Origin of the sequence: Novosphingobium gossypii, assembly GCF_050433305.1 — a bacterium.
GTDB classification, from domain to species: Bacteria; Pseudomonadota; Alphaproteobacteria; order Sphingomonadales; family Sphingomonadaceae; genus Novosphingobium; species Novosphingobium gossypii.
This window is the reverse complement of the sequence record NZ_JBNPXM010000004.1, coordinates 132893-150511: the sequence shown is the minus strand read 5'-3', so window position 1 is coordinate 150511 and position 17619 is coordinate 132893. Positions and strand designations below refer to the sequence as shown.

General features: G+C 65.8%; 18 protein-coding genes. 1 reads left to right on the top strand and 17 read right to left on the bottom strand.

What is annotated here, in order from left to right; genetic code table 11:
* Positions 1 to 3: 3 nt before the first annotated feature.
* On the bottom strand, positions 4 to 1404 hold the full coding sequence (locus tag GGR40_RS10095; protein ID WP_429276108.1) for a UdgX family uracil-DNA binding protein: 1401 nt from the start codon (positions 1402 to 1404) through the stop codon (positions 4 to 6).
* Positions 1401 to 2642 carry a putative DNA modification/repair radical SAM protein gene (locus GGR40_RS10090; protein WP_429276107.1) on the bottom strand — a complete coding sequence of 414 codons (1242 nt, stop codon included), beginning with the start codon at positions 2640 to 2642 and terminating at the stop codon, positions 1401 to 1403. The genes GGR40_RS10095 and GGR40_RS10090 overlap by 4 nt, the downstream gene beginning before the upstream one ends.
* A gap of 221 nt (positions 2643 to 2863) precedes the next feature.
* Between GGR40_RS10090 and GGR40_RS10085 the strand changes: the two genes are divergently transcribed.
* Positions 2864 to 3535 (top strand): hypothetical protein, encoded by a 672-nt coding sequence (locus GGR40_RS10085; protein WP_429276106.1) that lies wholly within the window; start codon positions 2864 to 2866, stop codon positions 3533 to 3535.
* 17 nt (positions 3536 to 3552) lie between these two features.
* Here GGR40_RS10085 and GGR40_RS10080 read toward each other — a convergent pair whose 3' ends face one another.
* The 15 genes from GGR40_RS10080 to GGR40_RS10010 all read right to left on the bottom strand — a co-directional run bounded on the left by GGR40_RS10080 (position 3553) and on the right by GGR40_RS10010 (position 17571).
* Complete coding sequence (locus tag GGR40_RS10080; protein WP_429276105.1) at positions 3553 to 4305, bottom strand: YaaA family protein; 753 nt, start codon at positions 4303 to 4305, stop codon at positions 3553 to 3555.
* 62 nt (positions 4306 to 4367) lie between these two features.
* The gene (locus tag GGR40_RS10075) at positions 4368 to 5225 is read right to left on the bottom strand and encodes an HpcH/HpaI aldolase/citrate lyase family protein (RefSeq protein ID WP_429276104.1); all 858 of its coding nucleotides are present in this window, start codon (positions 5223 to 5225) and stop codon (positions 4368 to 4370) included.
* Positions 5222 to 6367: an isovaleryl-CoA dehydrogenase gene (locus GGR40_RS10070; RefSeq protein ID WP_429276103.1), complete on the bottom strand. Its 1146-nt coding sequence runs from the start codon at positions 6365 to 6367 to the stop codon at positions 5222 to 5224. The genes GGR40_RS10075 and GGR40_RS10070 overlap by 4 nt, the downstream gene beginning before the upstream one ends.
* A gap of 104 nt (positions 6368 to 6471) precedes the next feature.
* Positions 6472 to 7104: a 2-dehydro-3-deoxy-6-phosphogalactonate aldolase gene (locus tag GGR40_RS10065; protein WP_429276102.1), complete on the bottom strand. Its 633-nt coding sequence runs from the start codon at positions 7102 to 7104 to the stop codon at positions 6472 to 6474.
* Complete coding sequence (locus GGR40_RS10060) at positions 7101 to 7967, bottom strand: 2-dehydro-3-deoxygalactonokinase (RefSeq protein ID WP_429276101.1); 867 nt, start codon at positions 7965 to 7967, stop codon at positions 7101 to 7103. The genes GGR40_RS10065 and GGR40_RS10060 overlap by 4 nt, the downstream gene beginning before the upstream one ends.
* 84 nt (positions 7968 to 8051) lie before the next feature.
* Complete coding sequence (locus GGR40_RS10055; protein ID WP_429276100.1) at positions 8052 to 9704, bottom strand: FAD-binding protein; 1653 nt, start codon at positions 9702 to 9704, stop codon at positions 8052 to 8054.
* A gap of 22 nt (positions 9705 to 9726) precedes the next feature.
* A complete protein-coding gene (locus GGR40_RS10050; RefSeq protein ID WP_429276099.1) occupies positions 9727 to 10233 on the bottom strand; it encodes a nuclear transport factor 2 family protein in 507 nt (168 codons plus the stop codon).
* Positions 10226 to 11281 carry an NADP-dependent oxidoreductase gene (locus tag GGR40_RS10045; protein WP_429276098.1) on the bottom strand — a complete coding sequence of 352 codons (1056 nt, stop codon included), beginning with the start codon at positions 11279 to 11281 and terminating at the stop codon, positions 10226 to 10228. The genes GGR40_RS10050 and GGR40_RS10045 overlap by 8 nt, the downstream gene beginning before the upstream one ends.
* A gap of 56 nt (positions 11282 to 11337) precedes the next feature.
* Positions 11338 to 11640, bottom strand: a complete 303-nt coding sequence (locus tag GGR40_RS10040; protein ID WP_429276097.1) for a putative quinol monooxygenase — start codon at positions 11638 to 11640, stop codon at positions 11338 to 11340.
* Between the two features lie 64 nt (positions 11641 to 11704).
* A complete protein-coding gene (locus GGR40_RS10035; protein ID WP_429276096.1) occupies positions 11705 to 12340 on the bottom strand; it encodes a Dabb family protein in 636 nt (211 codons plus the stop codon).
* Positions 12341 to 12454: 114 nt separating this feature from the next.
* Positions 12455 to 13696, bottom strand: a complete 1242-nt coding sequence (locus tag GGR40_RS10030; RefSeq protein WP_429276095.1) for a glycosyltransferase family 87 protein — start codon at positions 13694 to 13696, stop codon at positions 12455 to 12457.
* Positions 13693 to 14427 carry an SDR family oxidoreductase gene (locus GGR40_RS10025; RefSeq protein WP_429276094.1) on the bottom strand — a complete coding sequence of 245 codons (735 nt, stop codon included), beginning with the start codon at positions 14425 to 14427 and terminating at the stop codon, positions 13693 to 13695. Before GGR40_RS10025 ends, GGR40_RS10030 begins: the two co-directional genes overlap by 4 nt.
* Entirely contained in the window at positions 14424 to 15743 is a 1320-nt protein-coding gene (locus GGR40_RS10020) for an FAD-binding oxidoreductase (RefSeq protein ID WP_429276093.1), read from the bottom strand. Before GGR40_RS10020 ends, GGR40_RS10025 begins: the two co-directional genes overlap by 4 nt.
* Positions 15743 to 16186, bottom strand: a complete 444-nt coding sequence (locus GGR40_RS10015) for a GtrA family protein (RefSeq protein WP_429276092.1) — start codon at positions 16184 to 16186, stop codon at positions 15743 to 15745. Before GGR40_RS10015 ends, GGR40_RS10020 begins: the two co-directional genes overlap by 1 nt.
* A complete protein-coding gene (locus GGR40_RS10010; RefSeq protein ID WP_429276091.1) occupies positions 16183 to 17571 on the bottom strand; it encodes a UbiA family prenyltransferase in 1389 nt (462 codons plus the stop codon). Before GGR40_RS10010 ends, GGR40_RS10015 begins: the two co-directional genes overlap by 4 nt.
* Positions 17572 to 17619 lie beyond the last annotated feature (48 nt).

Sequence of the window (17619 nt, the reverse complement as noted above, 5' to 3'; positions counted from 1 at the left end):
CGCTCAGCCAGCCCTGAGCAACTGAGACAAGCCCGCAAGATCCTGTGCAAAGCGGTCATGTTCCCGCTCTCGGGCATCTCCGTCCAGCCGTAACAGATAGCTTGGGTGCGCTGTCAACCACACCGTGGTTCCATCCGGCAGGGCGATGGCGCTGCCACGCTCACGTCCGATCGCCGGGGTGCGACCGAGCAGTCCACGAGCGCTGCTTGCGCCCAGCGCCAGCACCACCTTTGGCTTGATCAGCGCGCGTTCGCCGTCCAGCCACCAGCGGCAGATGTCGATTTCCCCTGCGGTGGGTGTCTGGTGCAACCGGCGCTTGCCGCGCGGCGTGAACTTGAAATGCTTTACCGCATTGGTGACATAGGCGCGCTGCCGCTCGATGCCGGTTTCCTCCAGCGCGCGGTCCAGCAACTGCCCCGCCGGCCCGATGAAGGGGCGGTTCTCCCGTTCCTCGTTGTCACCCGGCTGTTCGCCAACGATCATCAGGACGGCGCTGGACGACCCTTCGCCCATTACCGCGCGGGTGCCGTTGCAACCGATGGGGCAGCGGCGACACTGCGTTATGCCTTCTGCCACGGCGGCCAGCGACGCCGGGGCTGGTTCGCTTTCGAACAGGTTGGCGCCGGTGGCGATCATCGCGGCTTCCCTTCGGTGCGCCCCGGCGATGAGATCGGGGATCTGGCCCGCCTCGGGCAGGTTCTTCCAGTAGCGGCGCGGCATTTCCTTCACCATCATGCCCACCTTTAGCCGCGCCGGGTTGAAGATCGAACGATAGTATCCCAACCATAGTTCCTCCACGCCATCCTCGGTCGGCGCATCGCTGCGGGTGGCGGGCGGACCTTCGAGCAAAGCCGCGCCATCCCAGTGCAGCGACAGGCGCGGGGTCAGGATCGACCAGCGTTGGCTGGCGAACCGGTTGACGAAAAACTCCGCATTGGCGCGCTCGATGCGGTGCTCGGGTTCGAACCACGCGACATAGCGATCCACGCCGTCTTCGTCGGCAACGACGCGAAAACGCACGAAGGCGCGCATCTTGTGAATGTCGCGGCGAACCTGCTTGGCCAGCCGCTCCAGCGCGACCACATCGGGATCGGCTACGTCGTCAAGCAGGCGGGGTTGCGTCTGCAGCCGCCACAGCACGCTATAGAGCAGGCCAAGGCGGACGGGATCGGAATGAAGGATGACGCTGCGGGCAAGGTCGATGAAGGCGCGGTTCGCCCGCACCTCGCGCCCGGTAGGTTCCGCCATCGAAGACGCTGGCGGCGGCGCCGCGAACAGATCAGCAGTTCCGTCGCCGTCGCTCCATGCGGCCGTTTCAGGCGCCACCCCCGCCGCAGCCAGCCGCCGCGCTTCGGCGCGCCATTCCTCGAAATCGTCAGGCTCGGCCAGAGCGGCGGCGATCACGCGAACAGTTCCATCTGGTGCGCCGGCGGAGCGAGCCGCGCGCGAAGGTCCGCCCGATCCGTCAGCAAAGTGGGGCGCCAGTCCACCGTGACCACGAAAGGGCGCAGCTTGCGGACCGATACCGTCAGTCGCGCCAGGTCTTCCATCCGGATGGTGCGATGCCGCCGCGCGACGATAATCGCGTCCACCGCCTTCACTCCCAGCCCCGGCACCCGCAGCATCGCTTCGCGCGGAGCGCGGTTGAGATCGACCGGGAAACTCTCACGGAATTTCAGCGCCCACGCCAGCTTGGGATCGATATCGAGCGGCAGCATGCCGTCTGCATCCGCTGCCTGCTGCACGTCGCGCGGGGCAAAGCCATAGAACCGCATCAGCCAGTCCGACTGATACAGCCGATGTTCCCGCATCAGTGGCGGCCGCTTGAGCGGGAGAACGGCGCTTGCCTCAGGGATCGGGCTGAAGGCGGAGTAGTAGACGCGCTTGAGGCTGAAGCGGTCGTACAGGGTGCTCGCCTTACCGACGATCTCGGAATCGCTTGCCCCATCCGCGCCGACGATCATCTGGGTCGATTGTCCGGCAGGCGCGAATTGCGGCGCTTTGCGAAACCGCCGCCGCGCATCATGCGCCTCCACGATCGCGCCCGACAGCTTGCCCATCGCACCTTCGATCGTCGCGCCGTTCTTGTCGGGTGCCAGCCGGGCCAGGCCGATGGTCGTCGGCAATTCCACGTTGATGGATACGCGGTCTGCCCAAAGCCCCGCCTGCGCCACCAGTTCGGGATCGGCCTCCGGAATGGTCTTGAGGTGGATATATCCACGAAAATCGTTCTCTTCCCGAAGGATACGAGCCACTTCTATCATCTGTTCCATCGTGTGGCTGGACGATTTGACGATGCCGGAGGACAGGAACAGCCCCTCGATATAGTTGCGCCGATAGAACGAGAGAGTGAGATCGACCACTTCCTGCGGCGTGAACCGGGCCCGGCGCACGTTGGAGCTTTTGCGGTTGATGCAGTAATGGCAGTCGAAGATGCAGTGGTTGGTCAGCAACAGCTTGAGCAGTGAAATGCAGCGCCCGTCAGGGGCATAGGCGTGACAGATGCCCATCCCTTCGGTTGAGCCGATTCCCTTCCCGTCCCGGCTGTTCCGCTTGGCCGTGCCGGACGACGCGCAGGACGCATCGTACTTGGCCGCGTCGGCGAGAATTTCAAGACGATCCTTGATCGATGGCTGCGACATATGTTCTTTATATGTTCGCAGCAAACCCATTGCAAGGACACGGTGGGGAATCACCTTTCCATTTAATCGGGATGGGATCGCCGGGCTCCTCATCCGATAGTGCGATCGCTGCCATTGGATCAGGTTCTGCCTGCCCCCTGTCACCGGCAGCGGTCGCGACGACTGGTGCCCCGGTCGTCGCGGCCTTGACGCGGGGCGCGGCAAATGTTCGAATCCTTTGCGTGAAGGATGATTCCCCCGAACCCGCATCAAAGGCCGCCAAGGCCGAAGCGCGCGCCGTCGAAGCCGCCGCCATCCGCCGCCGATGGATCACCCTGGGTGAAGTGCTGACGGTGATCGCGGTGACGATTTCCGGGCTGACGCTCTGGAATTCCTGGAGCCAGCGCAACGACAGCGAGGCGACCCGCGTGGCCGAGGCCGACCGGGCAGCCGACAAGGCTGCCGCGCTCGTCCTGCTGGCGACGGGATCGGACGATGACAAGCTGATGCTCAAGCCCGCTTCCGCCGATCAGACGGTGCAGGGGCAGACCATCGCTTTCCCTGCCGCGCTGGGGCTGGCGCCAGTAGAAACCACCGGCGAGCCGCGTATCGAAGCGCAATGGTTCGACCGTGCGCTGAAGAAGGCCCGCAATGGGGCGAAACTGCCCGATGATAGTCGCGGAGACGCCAAGCTGCCGGTGCTGGTCACGACCCGCTTTCTGGTAGACGGCAAGGTTCATCGCGACGTCGCGCTCTATGACGTCGGCTACAGCATTTCGGGCCGCCTGCTGGGCGGCCACCATCTGGCCCTGCGTGGGGTTTCGCTGGTATCGAAGGCTGGAAAAGCAGGCGCGCGTGCCCTCGACACGCGCTGGAAGCGGCTGCTGGACGAAGAGAAGGCCGCTGGTTCCTGAGCTTTCGGCGGTGGCGCTCAGCCCCGCATGAAGCGCCAGCGATCGGGCGCGCTTTCCGATGCATCGAAGCGATAGCCGTCGCTGTCGAACCCACGCATTGCTTCGATGTCGGTGATGTGATGCTCGCACAGCCAGCGCGCCATCATCCCGCGCGCGCGCTTGGCGTTGAAGCTGACGAAGCGCGGACCGTTCGGGCCGGGTTCGCGGAACTCCACCTCGATCATGCGCAGCCCCCGCAGCCGGCCCTCGACGGCGGCATAGTATTCCTGGCTGGCGAGGTTGAGGACGACGCCGGAGCCCTCCTCCTCCACCTGCGCGCGCAGCAGGGCGGCGATGCGGTCGCCCCACCAGTCGGTCAGCTTCTTGTGGCGCGGCGCCCAGCGCGTGCCCATCTCAAGCCGGTAGGGGCGGATAGTGTCGAGCGGGCGCAGGAGGCCGTAAAGTCCCGACAGCATCCGGATATGGTCCTGCGCGAAGATCACGCCCGCTTCGTCCAGCGTATCCACATCGAAGCCGGTGTAGACGTCGCCCGCAAAGGCGAACAGCGCCTGCCGCTCGGGCAGATCGGCGAAATCGCGGAAGCGGTCTGCGTTCAGCTTGGCGAGGCGCGGCGAGATGTGCATCAGTTCGCCCAGTTTCTTCTGCGTCAGGTTCGCCGCCGAACGGGCAAGGCTGCCCGCTTCCTCGGCGAAGTGCGGCACGGTGGCATCGAGCGGCGGCAGCGCGCGATCGAAGTCGAGCGTCTTGGCGGGAGAAAGCAGGGCGATCATGCGGCCAGCCGGTAAAGACGCGATGCCGCTACGTCAAACCAGCCAAAGGGGAAACAGGCGCACTACTCCGCCAGCGCCACGATGCGACGGGCCTGCACCAGATGCGGCCGGTCTATCATCCGCCCGTCCAGCTTGAGCGCCCCGGCATCCGGCGCAGCGGCGAAGGCGGCGATGACCGCGCGGGCATGCGCCAGTTCCACTGCGCTGGGGGTGAAGCCTGCGTTGATCGTGGCGACCTGCGTGGGATGGATCGCCATCATGCCGGTGAATCCATCGCGCCGGGCACGGGCAACATAGGCGGCAAGCGCATCGGGCGCGTCGATGCGGGGGAAGACGGTCTCCACCGCAGCCACGCCTACGGCATGGGCGGCGAACAGCGTCAGGCTGCGCACCATCTCGTAAGGAGCAGTGTAGCTGCCGTCCGCCTCACGCGCGGTGGCGGCACCGATGGCGGCGGGCAGGTCTTCCGCCCCCCAGGTCAGGCCGCACAGATGCTGCGCGACGGTGGCGTACGTGCCCAGCTGGAAGATCGCGGCGGGGGTTTCGGTGGCGATCGGCAGGATCGGCAAGGCCTCTGCGCCCAGCATGGCGACGAGGGCATGGACGCTGGCCGCGCCTTCCGCCTTGGGCAGCACGAGGCCGTCGGGGCGGCACGGCAGCACCGCTGCAAGGTCGGCGTCGATCAGGCCGCCGTCCAGCGGATTGACCCGCACGAAGGCCGGCACTTTCCTTTCGCCCGCCAGCCATTCGGCGACAGCGGCGCGTCCATAACCCTTGCGATCGGGCGCGACCGAATCCTCAAGGTCCAGGATCAGCGCGTCGGCGCCGCTGGCCGCTGCCTTGGCGAAGCGGTCGGGCCTGTCCGCCGGGACGAAGAGCGCAGACCTGAGGCGCGGCACGCCGGGTGCCGGATCGTTCATACGCCGACAAGCTCCCGCCCGATCAGCATCCGCCGGATCTCGTTCGTGCCCGCGCCGATGTCCAGCAGCTTGGCATCGCGCATGTAGCGCTCAACCGGCCAGTCCTTCGTGTAACCGGCACCGCCCAGCGCCTGCACCGCTTCCAGCGCGGTCTTCATCGCGTTCTCCGAGGCCAGCAGGATGGCCCCTGCGGCATCGAAACGCGTCGTGCGGCCCGCATCGCAGGCACGGGCAACCGCGTAGACATAGGCGCGCGCCGAATTGAGCGCGACGTACATGTCGGCAATCTTGGCCTGCATCAGCTGGAACGCACCGATGGGCTTGCCGAACTGCCGCCGTTCACGCACGTACGGCAGCACCACGTCGAGGCAGGCCTGCATGATGCCAAGCTGGATGCCGGCCAGAACGGTGCGTTCGTAATCCAGCCCGCTCATCAGCACTTCGACGCCGCCGTTCAGCGGGCCCATGATGTTCTCTTCGGGAACCTCGCAATCATCGAACACCAACTCCGCAGTGGGCGAACCGCGCATGCCCACCTTGTCGATCTTCTGCCCGATGGAGAACCCCGTCATCCCCTTCTCTATGATGAAGGTGGTGATCCCGCGCGATCCTTCGCCGGTGCGGGCGTAGACCACCAGCGTATCGGCATAAGTCGCGTTGGTGATCCAGAACTTGGTGCCGTTGAGGACGTAGCGATCGCCCTTGCGTTCGGCCTTCAGCTTCATCGAGACCACATCCGATCCCGCGCCCGCTTCGGACATGGCAAGGCTGCCGACATGCTCGCCCGAGATCAGCGGGGGCAGGTACTTGCGCTTCTGTTCGTCATTGCCCCAGCGGCGCAGCTGGTTGACGCACAAGTTGGAATGCGCGCCATAGGACAGGCCGATGGACGCCGAAGCGCGCGCCACTTCCTCCTGCGCGACGACATGTTCCAGATAGCCGAGGCCAAGGCCACCGTGCGCTTCCTCCACCGTGATGCCGTGAAGGCCCAGTTCGCCCATCTGCGGCCATAGATCACGCGGAAACCAGTCCTTCGCGTCGATCTCGGCCGCCAGTGGAGCAATGCGATCGGCGGCGAAACGGGCAGTGGTTTCGCGGATCATGTCCGCGTTTTCGCCCAGAGCGAAATCGAAATGCGTCATTGAACCTCTCCTTTTGAGAAGAGGTCTAGCGCGATGCGAAGCCGGTTTGAACTCGAAAGATTGTTACCGCGCGTAAAAACATTCTTACGCGCGGCGCTGTCGGCTTATCCGGCCTGCAGTTGCGCCCAGCCTTGCGCAAAAGCACGGCCATTCGCGGCGATTTCCTGTGCGGTGGCACCGACCTTGTAAAGCGCTGAACCCAGGCCGAAGCCATCCGCCCCCGCCTCGCGCCACGGAGCCATGTTGGTGGGCGAGATGCCGCCCACGACCAGCAGCGGCACGTTGCGGGGTAGCACGGCGCGCTGGGCCTTGATGACGGCAGGGGTCGCCGCTTCCGCCGGGAACAGCTTGAGGCCGCTGGCCCCCGCCGCCAGCGCCGCGAAAGCCTCGGTCGGCGTGAAGTAGCCCGGCAGCGAAACCATGCCGCGCCGCGCGCTCTCCGCGATCACCGCGACGTCGGTGTTGGGCGAAACGATCATTGCCCCGCCTGCATCGTGGACCTGCGCCACCTGATCCACGGTCAGCACCGTGCCCGCGCCGACTATCGCCCGGTCGCCCACGCGGCGGGCCAGCTTTTCGATGCTGGCCAATGGATCGGGCGAGTTCAACGGCACTTCGATAAGGCGGAAACCCGCCTCCACCAGCGCGTCCGCAGCGGCCTCGATCTCGTCGGGCCGGATGCCGCGCAGGATGGCGACGAGGGGAAGCTGCGCAAGGGCGGTGGCAAGGTCGATCATGATGTCAGTTCCCGGATTTGGACGATGCCCGCGACGAAAGACGCATGGCTGTCGACGACGATGGGCTTGCCGCCGACAAGGGCGATGGCGCTGGAGTAAAGCCGGGCAAGAAGGCCATCGGCGAGCAGGTGGACGGTCTGGTCCGGTGCCACGCGGGCGCGGCAGTCCGCGCCCAGCAAAAGACCGCTGACGTAGGCGGCTGCCGCTCCCGGTGCGCGGGCGCCAAGGACCGACGCAGCGCGCACGCCGAAGAGCGCGGAAAGCAGATCACGGTCGGCGCTCGCCTCCACGCCCTTGCGGAACTCGTCATCGGCATCGACCGCGCCGGCCATCTCGCTGCCGATCAGCGAATGGGCCTTGAGCATGGCGAACAGTTCGCCTGTCATGGCGGTGGTGAAATCGGCCAGCGCGCCTGCCTTCATGATGGCCCACTTGGCGTGTGTGCCCGGCTGGCACAGCAGCGCATCGGCAGGCGCAAGACCTGCGGCGATGGCACCCAGCAGCTGGACCTCCTCTCCGCGCATGACGTCCTGCCGCCCGTCGCGATCGCGGCGGACGCCGGGAACGATGGCGACATCCGGCTCGGGGTGGATGAGGCGCGCGGCGATGTCAGCCATGGATGCAGGCGCATCGACATAGCCTGCGTCATGCCATCCCCGGTTGGAGCCGATCATGCCCGCCAGCAGCAGCGGCAATCCGCCATGCCGTTCGCGCAGCATGGCGACTTCGGCAGGAAATCCGCCTGCCGGAACCGACAGGATGCCCATGTCGTCACGCTGGTCGGCGAAGACGGCGCCGTCTTCGATCACATAGGCGCGGCGGTTGGTCGTTCCCCAGTCCACCGCCACGAAGGCGTCCTTCATACCAACCAACGTGACAGCTCCCGCCTCGAATCCCGGTGAGGACGTAAGGCGGGAGCAGTGGTCTGTAAAGGCGGGCGGCCCCTGTCAATGGTTCGGGATGTACCTGCCGAGATGCCGCCCGGCGATGTAGCCGAACGTCATGCCCGGTCCCAGCGTGCCGCCCGCGCCGCCATACCCCTCACCCAGCACCGCCGCCATGGCGTTGCCCGCTGCATAGAGGCCGGGGATCGGATTGCCACTCCAGTCCAGCACTTGCGCGTCGGCATTGGTCCGCGGGCCGCCCGCCGTTCCCAGCGCGCCCGATTCCATCTTCACCGCGAAGTACGGCCCCTGGTCGATGACGCCTAGCGTGCGGTAAGGCGGATCGAACGCGGCATCGCCCCACATGTAGAAGTTATCATAAGTATTATCGCCGCGATTGAAGTCATCGTCGTGGCCCTTGCGTACCATGTCGTTGAAACGGGCAACGGTGGCGACCAGACCTTGCGAGTCGATCCCGGCCTTGTCCGCCAGTTCCTCCAGCGTGTCGGCCTGCAGCATGTAGGAGGGCGGCGGCGATCCGGGCTGGGTGTTGAATGTGGGATACTTGTCGCGATAGCGCTGGTCGATGATCAGCCAGTACGGCAGGTTGGCGTAGGAATGGTTGCCCGCGTCGAAGGCGTGCAGCGCCTTGCCCATCGCGTTGTAGTTGGCCGCCTCGTTGACGAAGCGCTTGCCGGCGCGGTTCACCAGGATGGCGCCGGGCCGCGCACGCTCGTCCGAACCCAGCATGTAGTTGGGCTTGGCGTCGCGGTGCTGGGGTTTGAATTCCAGCACGCTCTGCTGCCAGAATGCGTGCTGCATGTTGCCCAGTTGCGCGCCCGCCTCTATCGCCATGAGCAAACCGTCGCCTTCGTTCTCGGGCACGCTGACAGGCCCGGTCAGGGGACCGCGCAGGAAGGTGCGAACCAGCGCCTCGTTCCACTCGAACCCGCCTGTCGCGATGACCACGCCGCGACGGGCGCGCACGCGAAAGTCCCTGCCGTCCGCGCTTTCGGCAATGACGCCGATCACCCGGTCGCCATCCTTGATGAGCTTGCGCGCCCGCTTTTCGAACTCCACCGGGATGTTGCGATCCAGCACGGCCTTGAACAGCGATCCGGCCAGTGCCTGCCCCAGCCCGCGATAGTCGCCAGCCTCGCGCTCGGCCAGCGTGGCTTCGTCCAGCGTGCCGTTGATCGCCTCCATCAGGCTGCCGCGCACCGGATAGGCCATCTTCGTGGGGTTCACCCGTGTGGCCCACTTGCCCAGCCGGTCGAAGGAGAACGCCTCGTTATCCAGCGAGCGCCCGCCATCAGGCCGGGCGCCCGGCAGGTAGGGCTGGTAATCCGGGAAATCGGCATAGGCGTGAAAGCGCACCGGCGTCTTTTCGGCCAGATAGCGGATCATCTCCGGCCCGTTTTCCATGAACGCCATCAGCGTATCGGGATCGAGCGCGCCGGGTGCCAGTGCATCGAGATAGGCGACGATATCCTCGTCCGTATCCTCCAGCCCCGCCGCGATCTGGTGCGGGTTGTTGGGGATCCACAGCATGCCGCCCGACATCGCCGTGGTGCCGCCCACCATCCCGCTCTTCTCCAGGATAACGACATCGCTGGCGCCGAAATCGTGCGCCGCGATCGCCGCCGTCATCGCCGCCCCGCCCGAACCGAGAACGACAACGTCCGCTTCGAGATCCCACCTGCTGTCTTCCGTCATCGTCCGTCTCCCATTTTTCTTTTCACGCCGCCGATGCCGCTGCCAGCGGGTGATCAGGGCCAAGGTGGTCGCCAAAGGTCATCGGCATGTCCCGGTCGTCCGCCTGACGGTCTACCCGGTCGAACAGGTTGAGCACGTACGTCAGCGTAGACAGCCGCCATTCCCCGGAGCGCCGTTGCGCGGTCAGCAGGTATCGGCCCCAGAACGTGTCATCGATTCCCGGCGACGGCGCATCGGTGCGGCACACGATGGCGCATGTCGCATCGATCCGGGCGGTGTCTCCCGTCAGCCAGATCGACGGCAGTCCGAACATGTGTAGACGCCGCGCATAGCCTTCCTCCAGTTCGGCAACGAAGGCGCGGTAGGCGGCAAAGTCTCCCTTGAACATGCCGAAGTCGAACGTCGCATCTGGCCAGAACACCGTGTCCAGCCGTTGCCAGTCGATCCAGTCCAGCAGGTTGGCGTATTCGGCCACAAGATCCGTCAACCGCGCCTTGTCGATCAGGGCTGCCAGCGCGCCGTCAGACATGGGCCGGAGCCTTCCAGTCGCGCAGGGTCGATACCCGGTCGTCCAGCCGCACCAGCGTCTTGCCGGTGGTTTCGCCCGACATGAGGCGGATGAAGGCATCCGGTGTCGCATCGAGGCCGGTCGCGACGTTCTCGGTTGCGGTCAGTTGGCCAGAGCGCACCCAGTTCGCCAGCGCCTCCTCCGCCTCGTGCAGCATGTCGGCGGCTTCATAGGCCAGGAAACCGCGCATGGTGATGCGGTTGACCAGCACCTGCCACAAATTGCGCACGCGGTAGGGGTCCGCCTGGTGATTGTAGTTGGCGATCATGCCGCAGACCGGGATGCGGCCGAACGCCTTCATCCGGGGCAGCACGGTGTCCAGCGTGACGCCGCCGACATTGTCGAAATAGAGGTCGATGCCGTTGGGGAAATGCCGCTGGATCTCGGCGTCGAGATCGGCGGCGGCGCGATAGTCTATCGCCCCGTCGAAACCCAGATCCTCGACGATGTGCCGCGCCTTTTCCGGCGATCCCACGGTGCCGACGACGCGGCAGCCGGACAGCCGCGCCACCTGCCCCGCAACCGAGCCGACCGCGCCTGCCGCAGCGCTGACCAGCACTTCGTCGCCCGCGCGCATCTCTCCATAGCGCTTGAGGCCGACGTAGGCGGTGATGCCGGACCAGCCGCAGGCGCCCATATAGGCAGTGAGCGGCAGGTCGTCGGCCACGCGCACGTTCTCGAACCCGACGCTGCCGGGCGCGATCACCGAATGCGTCTCCCAACCAATGAAGGCGCGGCCATAGTCGCCTTCCCTGAAGTCCGGATTGCGCGACTGGACCACGCGGCCCAGCACCATCGTCGGAATCAAACCGTCCAGCGGCACCGGTGGCAGGTAGCTCTTCACGTCGTCCAGCATGCCGCGAACGGCGGGATCGATGGCGAAGACGCGGTTTTCCAGCAGCACCTGCCCGTCTTCGAGCGCGGGCAGTTCGACTTCCTCGATGCGGAAGTTGTCCGGCACGGGCACCCCGGTCGGGCGCGATGCGAGTACGATGCGGCGGTTTATCATTGTCTCTCTCCCGCGCGGGCAAGACCGGGTCTCCCGGCGCCCGATTCAGCTTCTGCTCAGTCGGTGAAGCCCCGTTCGTTGGCGGCGTCGAACTTGCGCACGCCGGATATGTCGATCCGGTCTACCCAGCCCCCCAGCAGTTCCTGAACCGCGGGCTGCCCCAGATGCGCAGCCAGCGCCGCTTCGTCGCTCCAGCGTTCGTAGACGAGAACCGTCCCTGCCGCCGGATCGTCGAGCGCGAAGTGATAGGCAAGGCAGCCGGGTTCCCGCAGGGTCGGCTCCACCAGCGCCCGCAGCGCTGCGGCAAGGTCTGCGACAAGATGTGGCGAAGTTTTCAGATGTCCGGCAAGTACGAGCATGACGGCGGTTATCCTCTCTCAATGGGCGACGTCGCGGCAGTTGGCCCGTTATCAGGCGGCCCCGCTACCAGGCGGGCGCATCACCGCCGGGGACGGCGGGGCCGGTCAGCCAGTTGCCGGTGATGCCGATATGGATCGGCGAACCCTTCGGAACCTCGGTCCCCGCCTCGGGCGTCACGAACATGATCCGGTTGGGTGCCCAGACCGAACCGATGATCTCCTCCTCGTCCTCGGCCAGGGTCACGCCGGCGATGGCGCACATCTCGCGCGCACGTTCGCGCGTCTGGCCGCGCACTTCGGGGACATAGGCCTTTGCGGGATCTTCATGGACCCTGAGCACACGCGCCTTCTCCCGCTCGGCCTCTTCGGCGGCGAGCTTTTCGTCGAACGCGGGGCCGTGATAGTCCACTTCCCAGTCGAACGAGATCATGTTCTCCAGGATGTCGGGCAGGAACGGCGTCATCCGCAAGTGCGACCAGTGCGACATGTAGCGCTCCATCGCTTCGTAGCTGTCGATGTCGCAGCAGTTGGCGAAATCGAAGTCGCCCGAATGGAAGCGCGTGTGGACGACCCGGCCATGGCTGTAATCGCGCACTTCGCGGTTGAGGTGCGAAAGCTTCTTCACCTCTTCGATGAACAGGTCGATCTTGGCCGGATCGGCGTCCGCCTTGAACTTGAGCATCACGACGTGACGGATCATCACTCTCTCCCATCAGGCGCCTGATCGTATCGGGCCGGGCGCTCCCGCCACTGCACCGAAGTGCAGCCGCGCGATGGAGACTAGCGAGCGGATGGGTCGGGAGAGACTGTCAGATTAAACAGGTGCTGCATTGTGCGCCGGGCGGGGCTGCGAAAGGACGCGGAAGGTCAGCCAGAACAGCACGAACAGTGCCGGCGCGATCAGGGCAACGCCCGTATCTGACCCGTCCAGCGTCACGCCGGACCCCACATCGTCGCGGCTCGCAATGACCGTCCAGGCCATGCCGTACCCGCAAACCGGCCACATCAAAGCCGACAGCGAAAGGAACTGCCCGGTGGTGGCACGCTCCAGAATATCCGGCATCACGAACGCGGCACCCACGCCCAGTACGGTCAGGTCGTAGTCGTAGCCGTAAGGGCTGACGCAGACGGAAGCCGCACATGCCAGTGCTGCAAGACGGTTGAAGGGGATGCCCTTGAAATATGCATACGCCAGAGTTCCCAGTGCCGCGAACGCGCCGCAGATCTGCAACGCCATTGCCGCTGCCGGGCCTGCACCCAGGCTATGCGCGGTGGCGTAGATGGAGTTCATGCGGAAAAACTGGTAGTATCCGGCGGCCAGAAACCCGGCTGCTTCGGTAACGGCGTCCCGGAAATGGCCCCATACGGCAGGACCATAGGCCAGGGTCGAAATCGTCAGCAACACCAGCCCCACCGCCCCGGCGATCAGAACCACGGACCATCGGCGGTGCAGCAGCACCAGCAGCCCGGCGCCCACGGCCAGATGCGGCTTGATGATGAGCAGCCCCAGCGGCAGACCCGCCACCTTGCGGCCATCCCGGAACGCCAGCAGGAATGCGCCGATCACTCCCGCGATCAGCAGGCCGTTCTGGCCGGTCCGCAAGTTCAGGATAATGGCCGGGGTGACCGCGACCACGACGCCGGGTAGCCACTGTCCGGCGATGCGGGAAAGAACCCGAAGATATAGCGCGAAACTGCCGAGGGAGAACAGCAGGAACGCCGCTCCCAACGGAAGCGCGGCCAGACACTGCATCGCCAGCGTGAATGGCGGCGGGTACGTCCAGGGCATGAAGCTGGTGGTGCCGTAGGCCACCTTCTGCGCGGCGATCAGCGAGGCCAGATGATAGGCCTCCGAAACGCGCCCGCCTCTACCCAGAAGGCCGGCTATGTAGAATGCGTCGAAGTCGGTCAGCACTTTGTGCTGACCCAGCAGTTCGGGCGCCTGGAACCGGATGGCGGACAGCAGGGCCAGCAGGCAGCCAACCACGATGACGCCTAAAAGCAGCGGCCTGCTGCCGCCCAGCCGTTCACCGAGCGCAGAGCGGCAGCGGATCACAGTTTGGTGCTCTTGAACACCCGTTCCGGCAGCGCGCGGATCACGGCCATGACAAGGCGCCAGACAGGCTTGACGTAGACCACGTCGCGCCGCTTTTCCGTGGCGTTGAAGACCGCTGCTGCGACTTCGGAAGGTTCGGCGGTGAGGCGCGGCGGCAGGTCCATCCCTTCGGTCATGCGCGTTCGCACGAAGCCGGGGATGACGGTGACGACATGAACCCCGGTCTTCGCCAGCCGGTTGCGCAGGCCGGACAGGAAGGCGGTATACCCCGCCTTGGCGGAACCGTAGACGTAGTTACTGGCACGTCCGCGCTCTCCGGCAACCGAACTGATGCCTACCAATGTGCCTGTACCGCGCGCCTCGAAACGGTCCGCCAGCAGGCCGGTAATCAGGGCCGGACCTTCGTAATTGCTGCGCATCACCCGCGCCGCGACGGTGGGATCCTGCTGCGACACGCTCTGTTCACCCAGCAGCCCGACGACGCAGATCGCCACATTCGGCAGAACCGGCAGGCCGTCCACGAAAGGCGCGAAGGTCTCGGCTTCCAGAATGTCCAGTTCGTGCAGGGTCGCTTCCACCCCATGCCGCAACGCAATATCAGCAGCATCCGCCGCCAGCCCTTGCGCGTTGCGCGCCGCCAGCTGCACGGCATATCCGGCGGCGGCATAGCGGTGGGCCAGGGCAAGCCCGATGTCGGATCGGCCCCCGATGATCAGGACGGAAGTGCTCACAGTTGCAGCCTTTCTGCTTGGGCAGAGCGGAACGCGGCCAGATCGCGGCGTTCGCGAAAATCACGAAAATCGGCGTGGCGCGGATCGGACCGCGCGAACGTGGCGGCGCTCATCCGCGCATCCTTGGCAAGGTAGAACCGCCCGCCATGGTCAAGGGTGATGGCGTCCAGCCGCTCCATCAATGCCAGCGTGCGCGGCTTGACCGGAAAGTCCAGCGCCAGCGTATAGCCTTCGCGTGGGAACGATGCGGGCCCTTCCTCTGCCCCCATCCGCTTCAGCACCGCCAGGAAAGAGCCCTGCCCGCTGGCGCTGATCTCGCGCAGCAAAGCGGTCAGTCCGGCACGCGCGGACTCAGTGGGGATTACGCACTGGAACTGCGCAAAGCCGCGTCGACCGTAAATCCGGTTCCAGTCCGCCAATGCGTCGAGCGGATAGAAATAGCTCGCCCAGCCGACCAGCGACTCCCCCTTCCCCGCCACCGCGCGGCGGTAGTACATCGCGTTGAAACCGCGAACGCTCAGCGGGTTGAGCGCGAACTGCGGCGCATCGAACGGCACGCGCAGGGTCCGCCCGCGCGGGATTGCGAACGGATTCGCCCGCCGGGCCGCGTCCAGATCACCGGGCGCTGCATGTTCGCCCAGCATCAATGCCGAGCGACCCAAACCGCTGCCGCCGCGCAGGCAGTCGATCCATGCCACCGAATACGTGGCATCGGCATGATCCTCGAACATGGCCATGACCGTGTCGAGATTCCGGGCCGGAAGCGTGGTCTGGCGGATCCAGCCGCTCTCCACCCGGCGCAGTCGGAAAGCGACACGCAGGATCACCCCCGTCAGGCCCATCCCACCGATGGTCCAGGCGAACAGTTCGGGTTCCTCGGTACGGCTGCAACGCCGCACCTCGCCCTGCCCGTCCATCACGTCGAGCCATTCGATATAGCGGCCGAAACTGCCCTCGCCATGGTGGTTCTTGCCGTGGACGTCGGCAGCCACCATCCCGCCCAGCGTGACGAACCGAGTGCCCGGCGTGACGTAAGGGAACCAGCCGCGCGGCAGGAAGGCATTGATGACGTCTGCCAGCAGCACACCAGCTTCCACTGTCAGCACACCCGCCGCTCCATCGAAGGCAAGCATCCGGTTGAACCGCCGCATGTCGATCGTGGCCGCGGCGTTCACCGCACAGTCGCCGTAACCGCGCCCGTTGCCGCGCGCGATCAACGGCTGCGTGCCGACCAGCGCGCGCAAAGCCTCTTGCGTGGAAGGACGATGGACGCGGCATTCCACGCGCGGAAACCGTCCCCAACCGGACAACAGCATCAGACGGCCCCCAATCCCGCCGTATCGGTAGAGAACACGAAGCGGCGGTCGAGGCGATACTTGATGACGTAGCCGACCGAAAGCCCCAGCACGCCACCTGTCTCTCGGGCTACGGTCGTCCCGAAGGCCAGCCAGAACGCGGTCTCGGTGCCCCAGAACACAACCGTCGTCGCCAGCCCCATCAGCACGTAGAGCGAGAACTGCCTGCCGTGGTGGCTCAGCCCGGTAGCGCGATCGTCGAAGATCCAGCGTTTGTCGAAAACATACTTGAGCACCAGCCCTGCCATGGTCCCGGCACCCAGTGCACCGACGTAGGCCAGCGCATGCGGTATCGGCAACACAAGTGCGGCGGCGGCAAGGACCAGCCGCTGCACCAGCAGGTTCGCCAGCGTCGCGATCACGGCAAACAGGGTATAGCGCAGGACCAGCGCGGCACCGCTCACAGCAGCGCGGCTGCCATGGCCAGGCCGACGATGGCGACGCCGCACAGCTGGCTTACCCGATCGCAGGCGGCGAAGACCAGCGGGTCGTCGTGCATTTCCCCGCGCTGGGTCAGGATGGCAACGCGGCTGTTCCAGAACAGCAACACGAGGCAGATACCCCACAGCATCTCGGGGCGGCTGTAGAGCTGCATGACCGGCGCGGAATTGGTGTAGAGCGCCAGCACCATCACCGACACCATGCCCGATGCGGTGACGATGTTGCCTACCACCGACAGGTCGCTCGCCCGGTATCCGCGCCCGTGCAGCGTCACCAGCCCGGACGCGATGCCGTCGATCAGTTCGGCCTGGCGCTTCACTGCGGCCAGCGAAAAGAAGAAGAAGATCGAGAACGCCAGCAGCCAGACCGAGCACGGCACATCCGCCGCAACGCTACCCGCCAGAATGCGCATCGTGTAAAGCACCGCCAACATGCAGATGTCGATCACGACGATACGCTTCAGCTTGAATGAATAGACGGTGGTCGCCACGAAATAGAGCGCCAGCATGCCCAGCAGCTTGGGGCCGGACAGCAGCGCCAGCGCTGCGCCGGCGAGCGCCAGCGCAGGCATCATCAGCGTACCGTGCCGCAGGTCCACCGCGCCCGATGCCAGCGGGCGATTGCGCTTGCGCGGATGGACGCGGTCGGAGCTGAGATCGAGCAGATCGTTGAGGATGTATGTGCTGGACGCGATGAGACAAAACGCCGCGAACGCCAGCAGCGCCCCGCCTACAGTCTGCAAGGTCAGGTCATGCGCAGCGATCATCGGCACGAAGATCAGCAGGTTCTTGAGCCACTGGTGCGGACGCAGCAGCCGCAGATGCGCAGGCATCCGGCTTTTGCGCGCATCAGGGTCTGCCGTCTGCGGCAGGCCCAGAGCGACCCCTGAGAGGACATTCCGCAGCCCTTCGATCGGGACATCGTTGCCCAGTTCCGCATAGCCGCCATGACCGAACAGCCGGGTCAGGTGATCGCGGCGCGCGTCCAGCACATCGAGCTGGCCGTGCACTTCGTCGAACACGCCGAGATGCGCGGCCACCGCATCGACCACCGACTGCCGGTGTCCGGAAACGAGCGCCACCCGGCCACCGCGCCGACGCCATTCGGTCACCGATGCAAGCGTTTCGGAACAGTAGGCCAGCCGCCCCGGTGCCGTCAGCGACGCCGCAACCAGATTGCGGCGCAGGCCCTCACCATCGCGAGAAGCCGTCAGCGCGCGCAGCGGCAGGGCCCACCCCGAAGACGCCGCCTGCCAGAAGGCTTCCAGAGTGCTGCCCGTTTCTGCAACGGCACGCTCCAGTTCGACCACCAGCACGGCGTCGCAGCGGTCCCATCCAACAGCACTCATGCTTTCGTCCCCGGCACGCCCATTGCGCCCCCGGGGATTACGGTTAAC

Coding starts and splice junctions, on each gene's coding strand:
- GGR40_RS10090 (WP_429276107.1), bottom strand. CDS start 2,642: ATGTCGCAGCCATCGATCAAGGATCGTCTTGAAATTCTCGCCGACGCG.
- GGR40_RS10080 (WP_429276105.1), bottom strand. CDS start 4,305: ATGATCGCCCTGCTTTCTCCCGCCAAGACGCTCGACTTCGATCGCGCG.
- GGR40_RS10075 (WP_429276104.1), bottom strand. CDS start 5,225: ATGAACGATCCGGCACCCGGCGTGCCGCGCCTCAGGTCTGCGCTCTTC.
- GGR40_RS10070 (WP_429276103.1), bottom strand. CDS start 6,367: ATGACGCATTTCGATTTCGCTCTGGGCGAAAACGCGGACATGATCCGC.
- GGR40_RS10065 (WP_429276102.1), bottom strand. CDS start 7,104: ATGATCGACCTTGCCACCGCCCTTGCGCAGCTTCCCCTCGTCGCCATC.
- GGR40_RS10060 (WP_429276101.1), bottom strand. CDS start 7,967: ATGAAGGACGCCTTCGTGGCGGTGGACTGGGGAACGACCAACCGCCGC.
- GGR40_RS10055 (WP_429276100.1), bottom strand. CDS start 9,704: ATGACGGAAGACAGCAGGTGGGATCTCGAAGCGGACGTTGTCGTTCTC.
- GGR40_RS10050 (WP_429276099.1), bottom strand. CDS start 10,233: ATGTCTGACGGCGCGCTGGCAGCCCTGATCGACAAGGCGCGGTTGACG.
- GGR40_RS10045 (WP_429276098.1), bottom strand. CDS start 11,281: ATGATAAACCGCCGCATCGTACTCGCATCGCGCCCGACCGGGGTGCCC.
- GGR40_RS10040 (WP_429276097.1), bottom strand. CDS start 11,640: ATGCTCGTACTTGCCGGACATCTGAAAACTTCGCCACATCTTGTCGCA.
- GGR40_RS10035 (WP_429276096.1), bottom strand. CDS start 12,340: ATGATCCGTCACGTCGTGATGCTCAAGTTCAAGGCGGACGCCGATCCG.
- GGR40_RS10020 (WP_429276093.1), bottom strand. CDS start 15,743: ATGCTGTTGTCCGGTTGGGGACGGTTTCCGCGCGTGGAATGCCGCGTC.
- GGR40_RS10010 (WP_429276091.1), bottom strand. CDS start 17,571: ATGAGTGCTGTTGGATGGGACCGCTGCGACGCCGTGCTGGTGGTCGAA.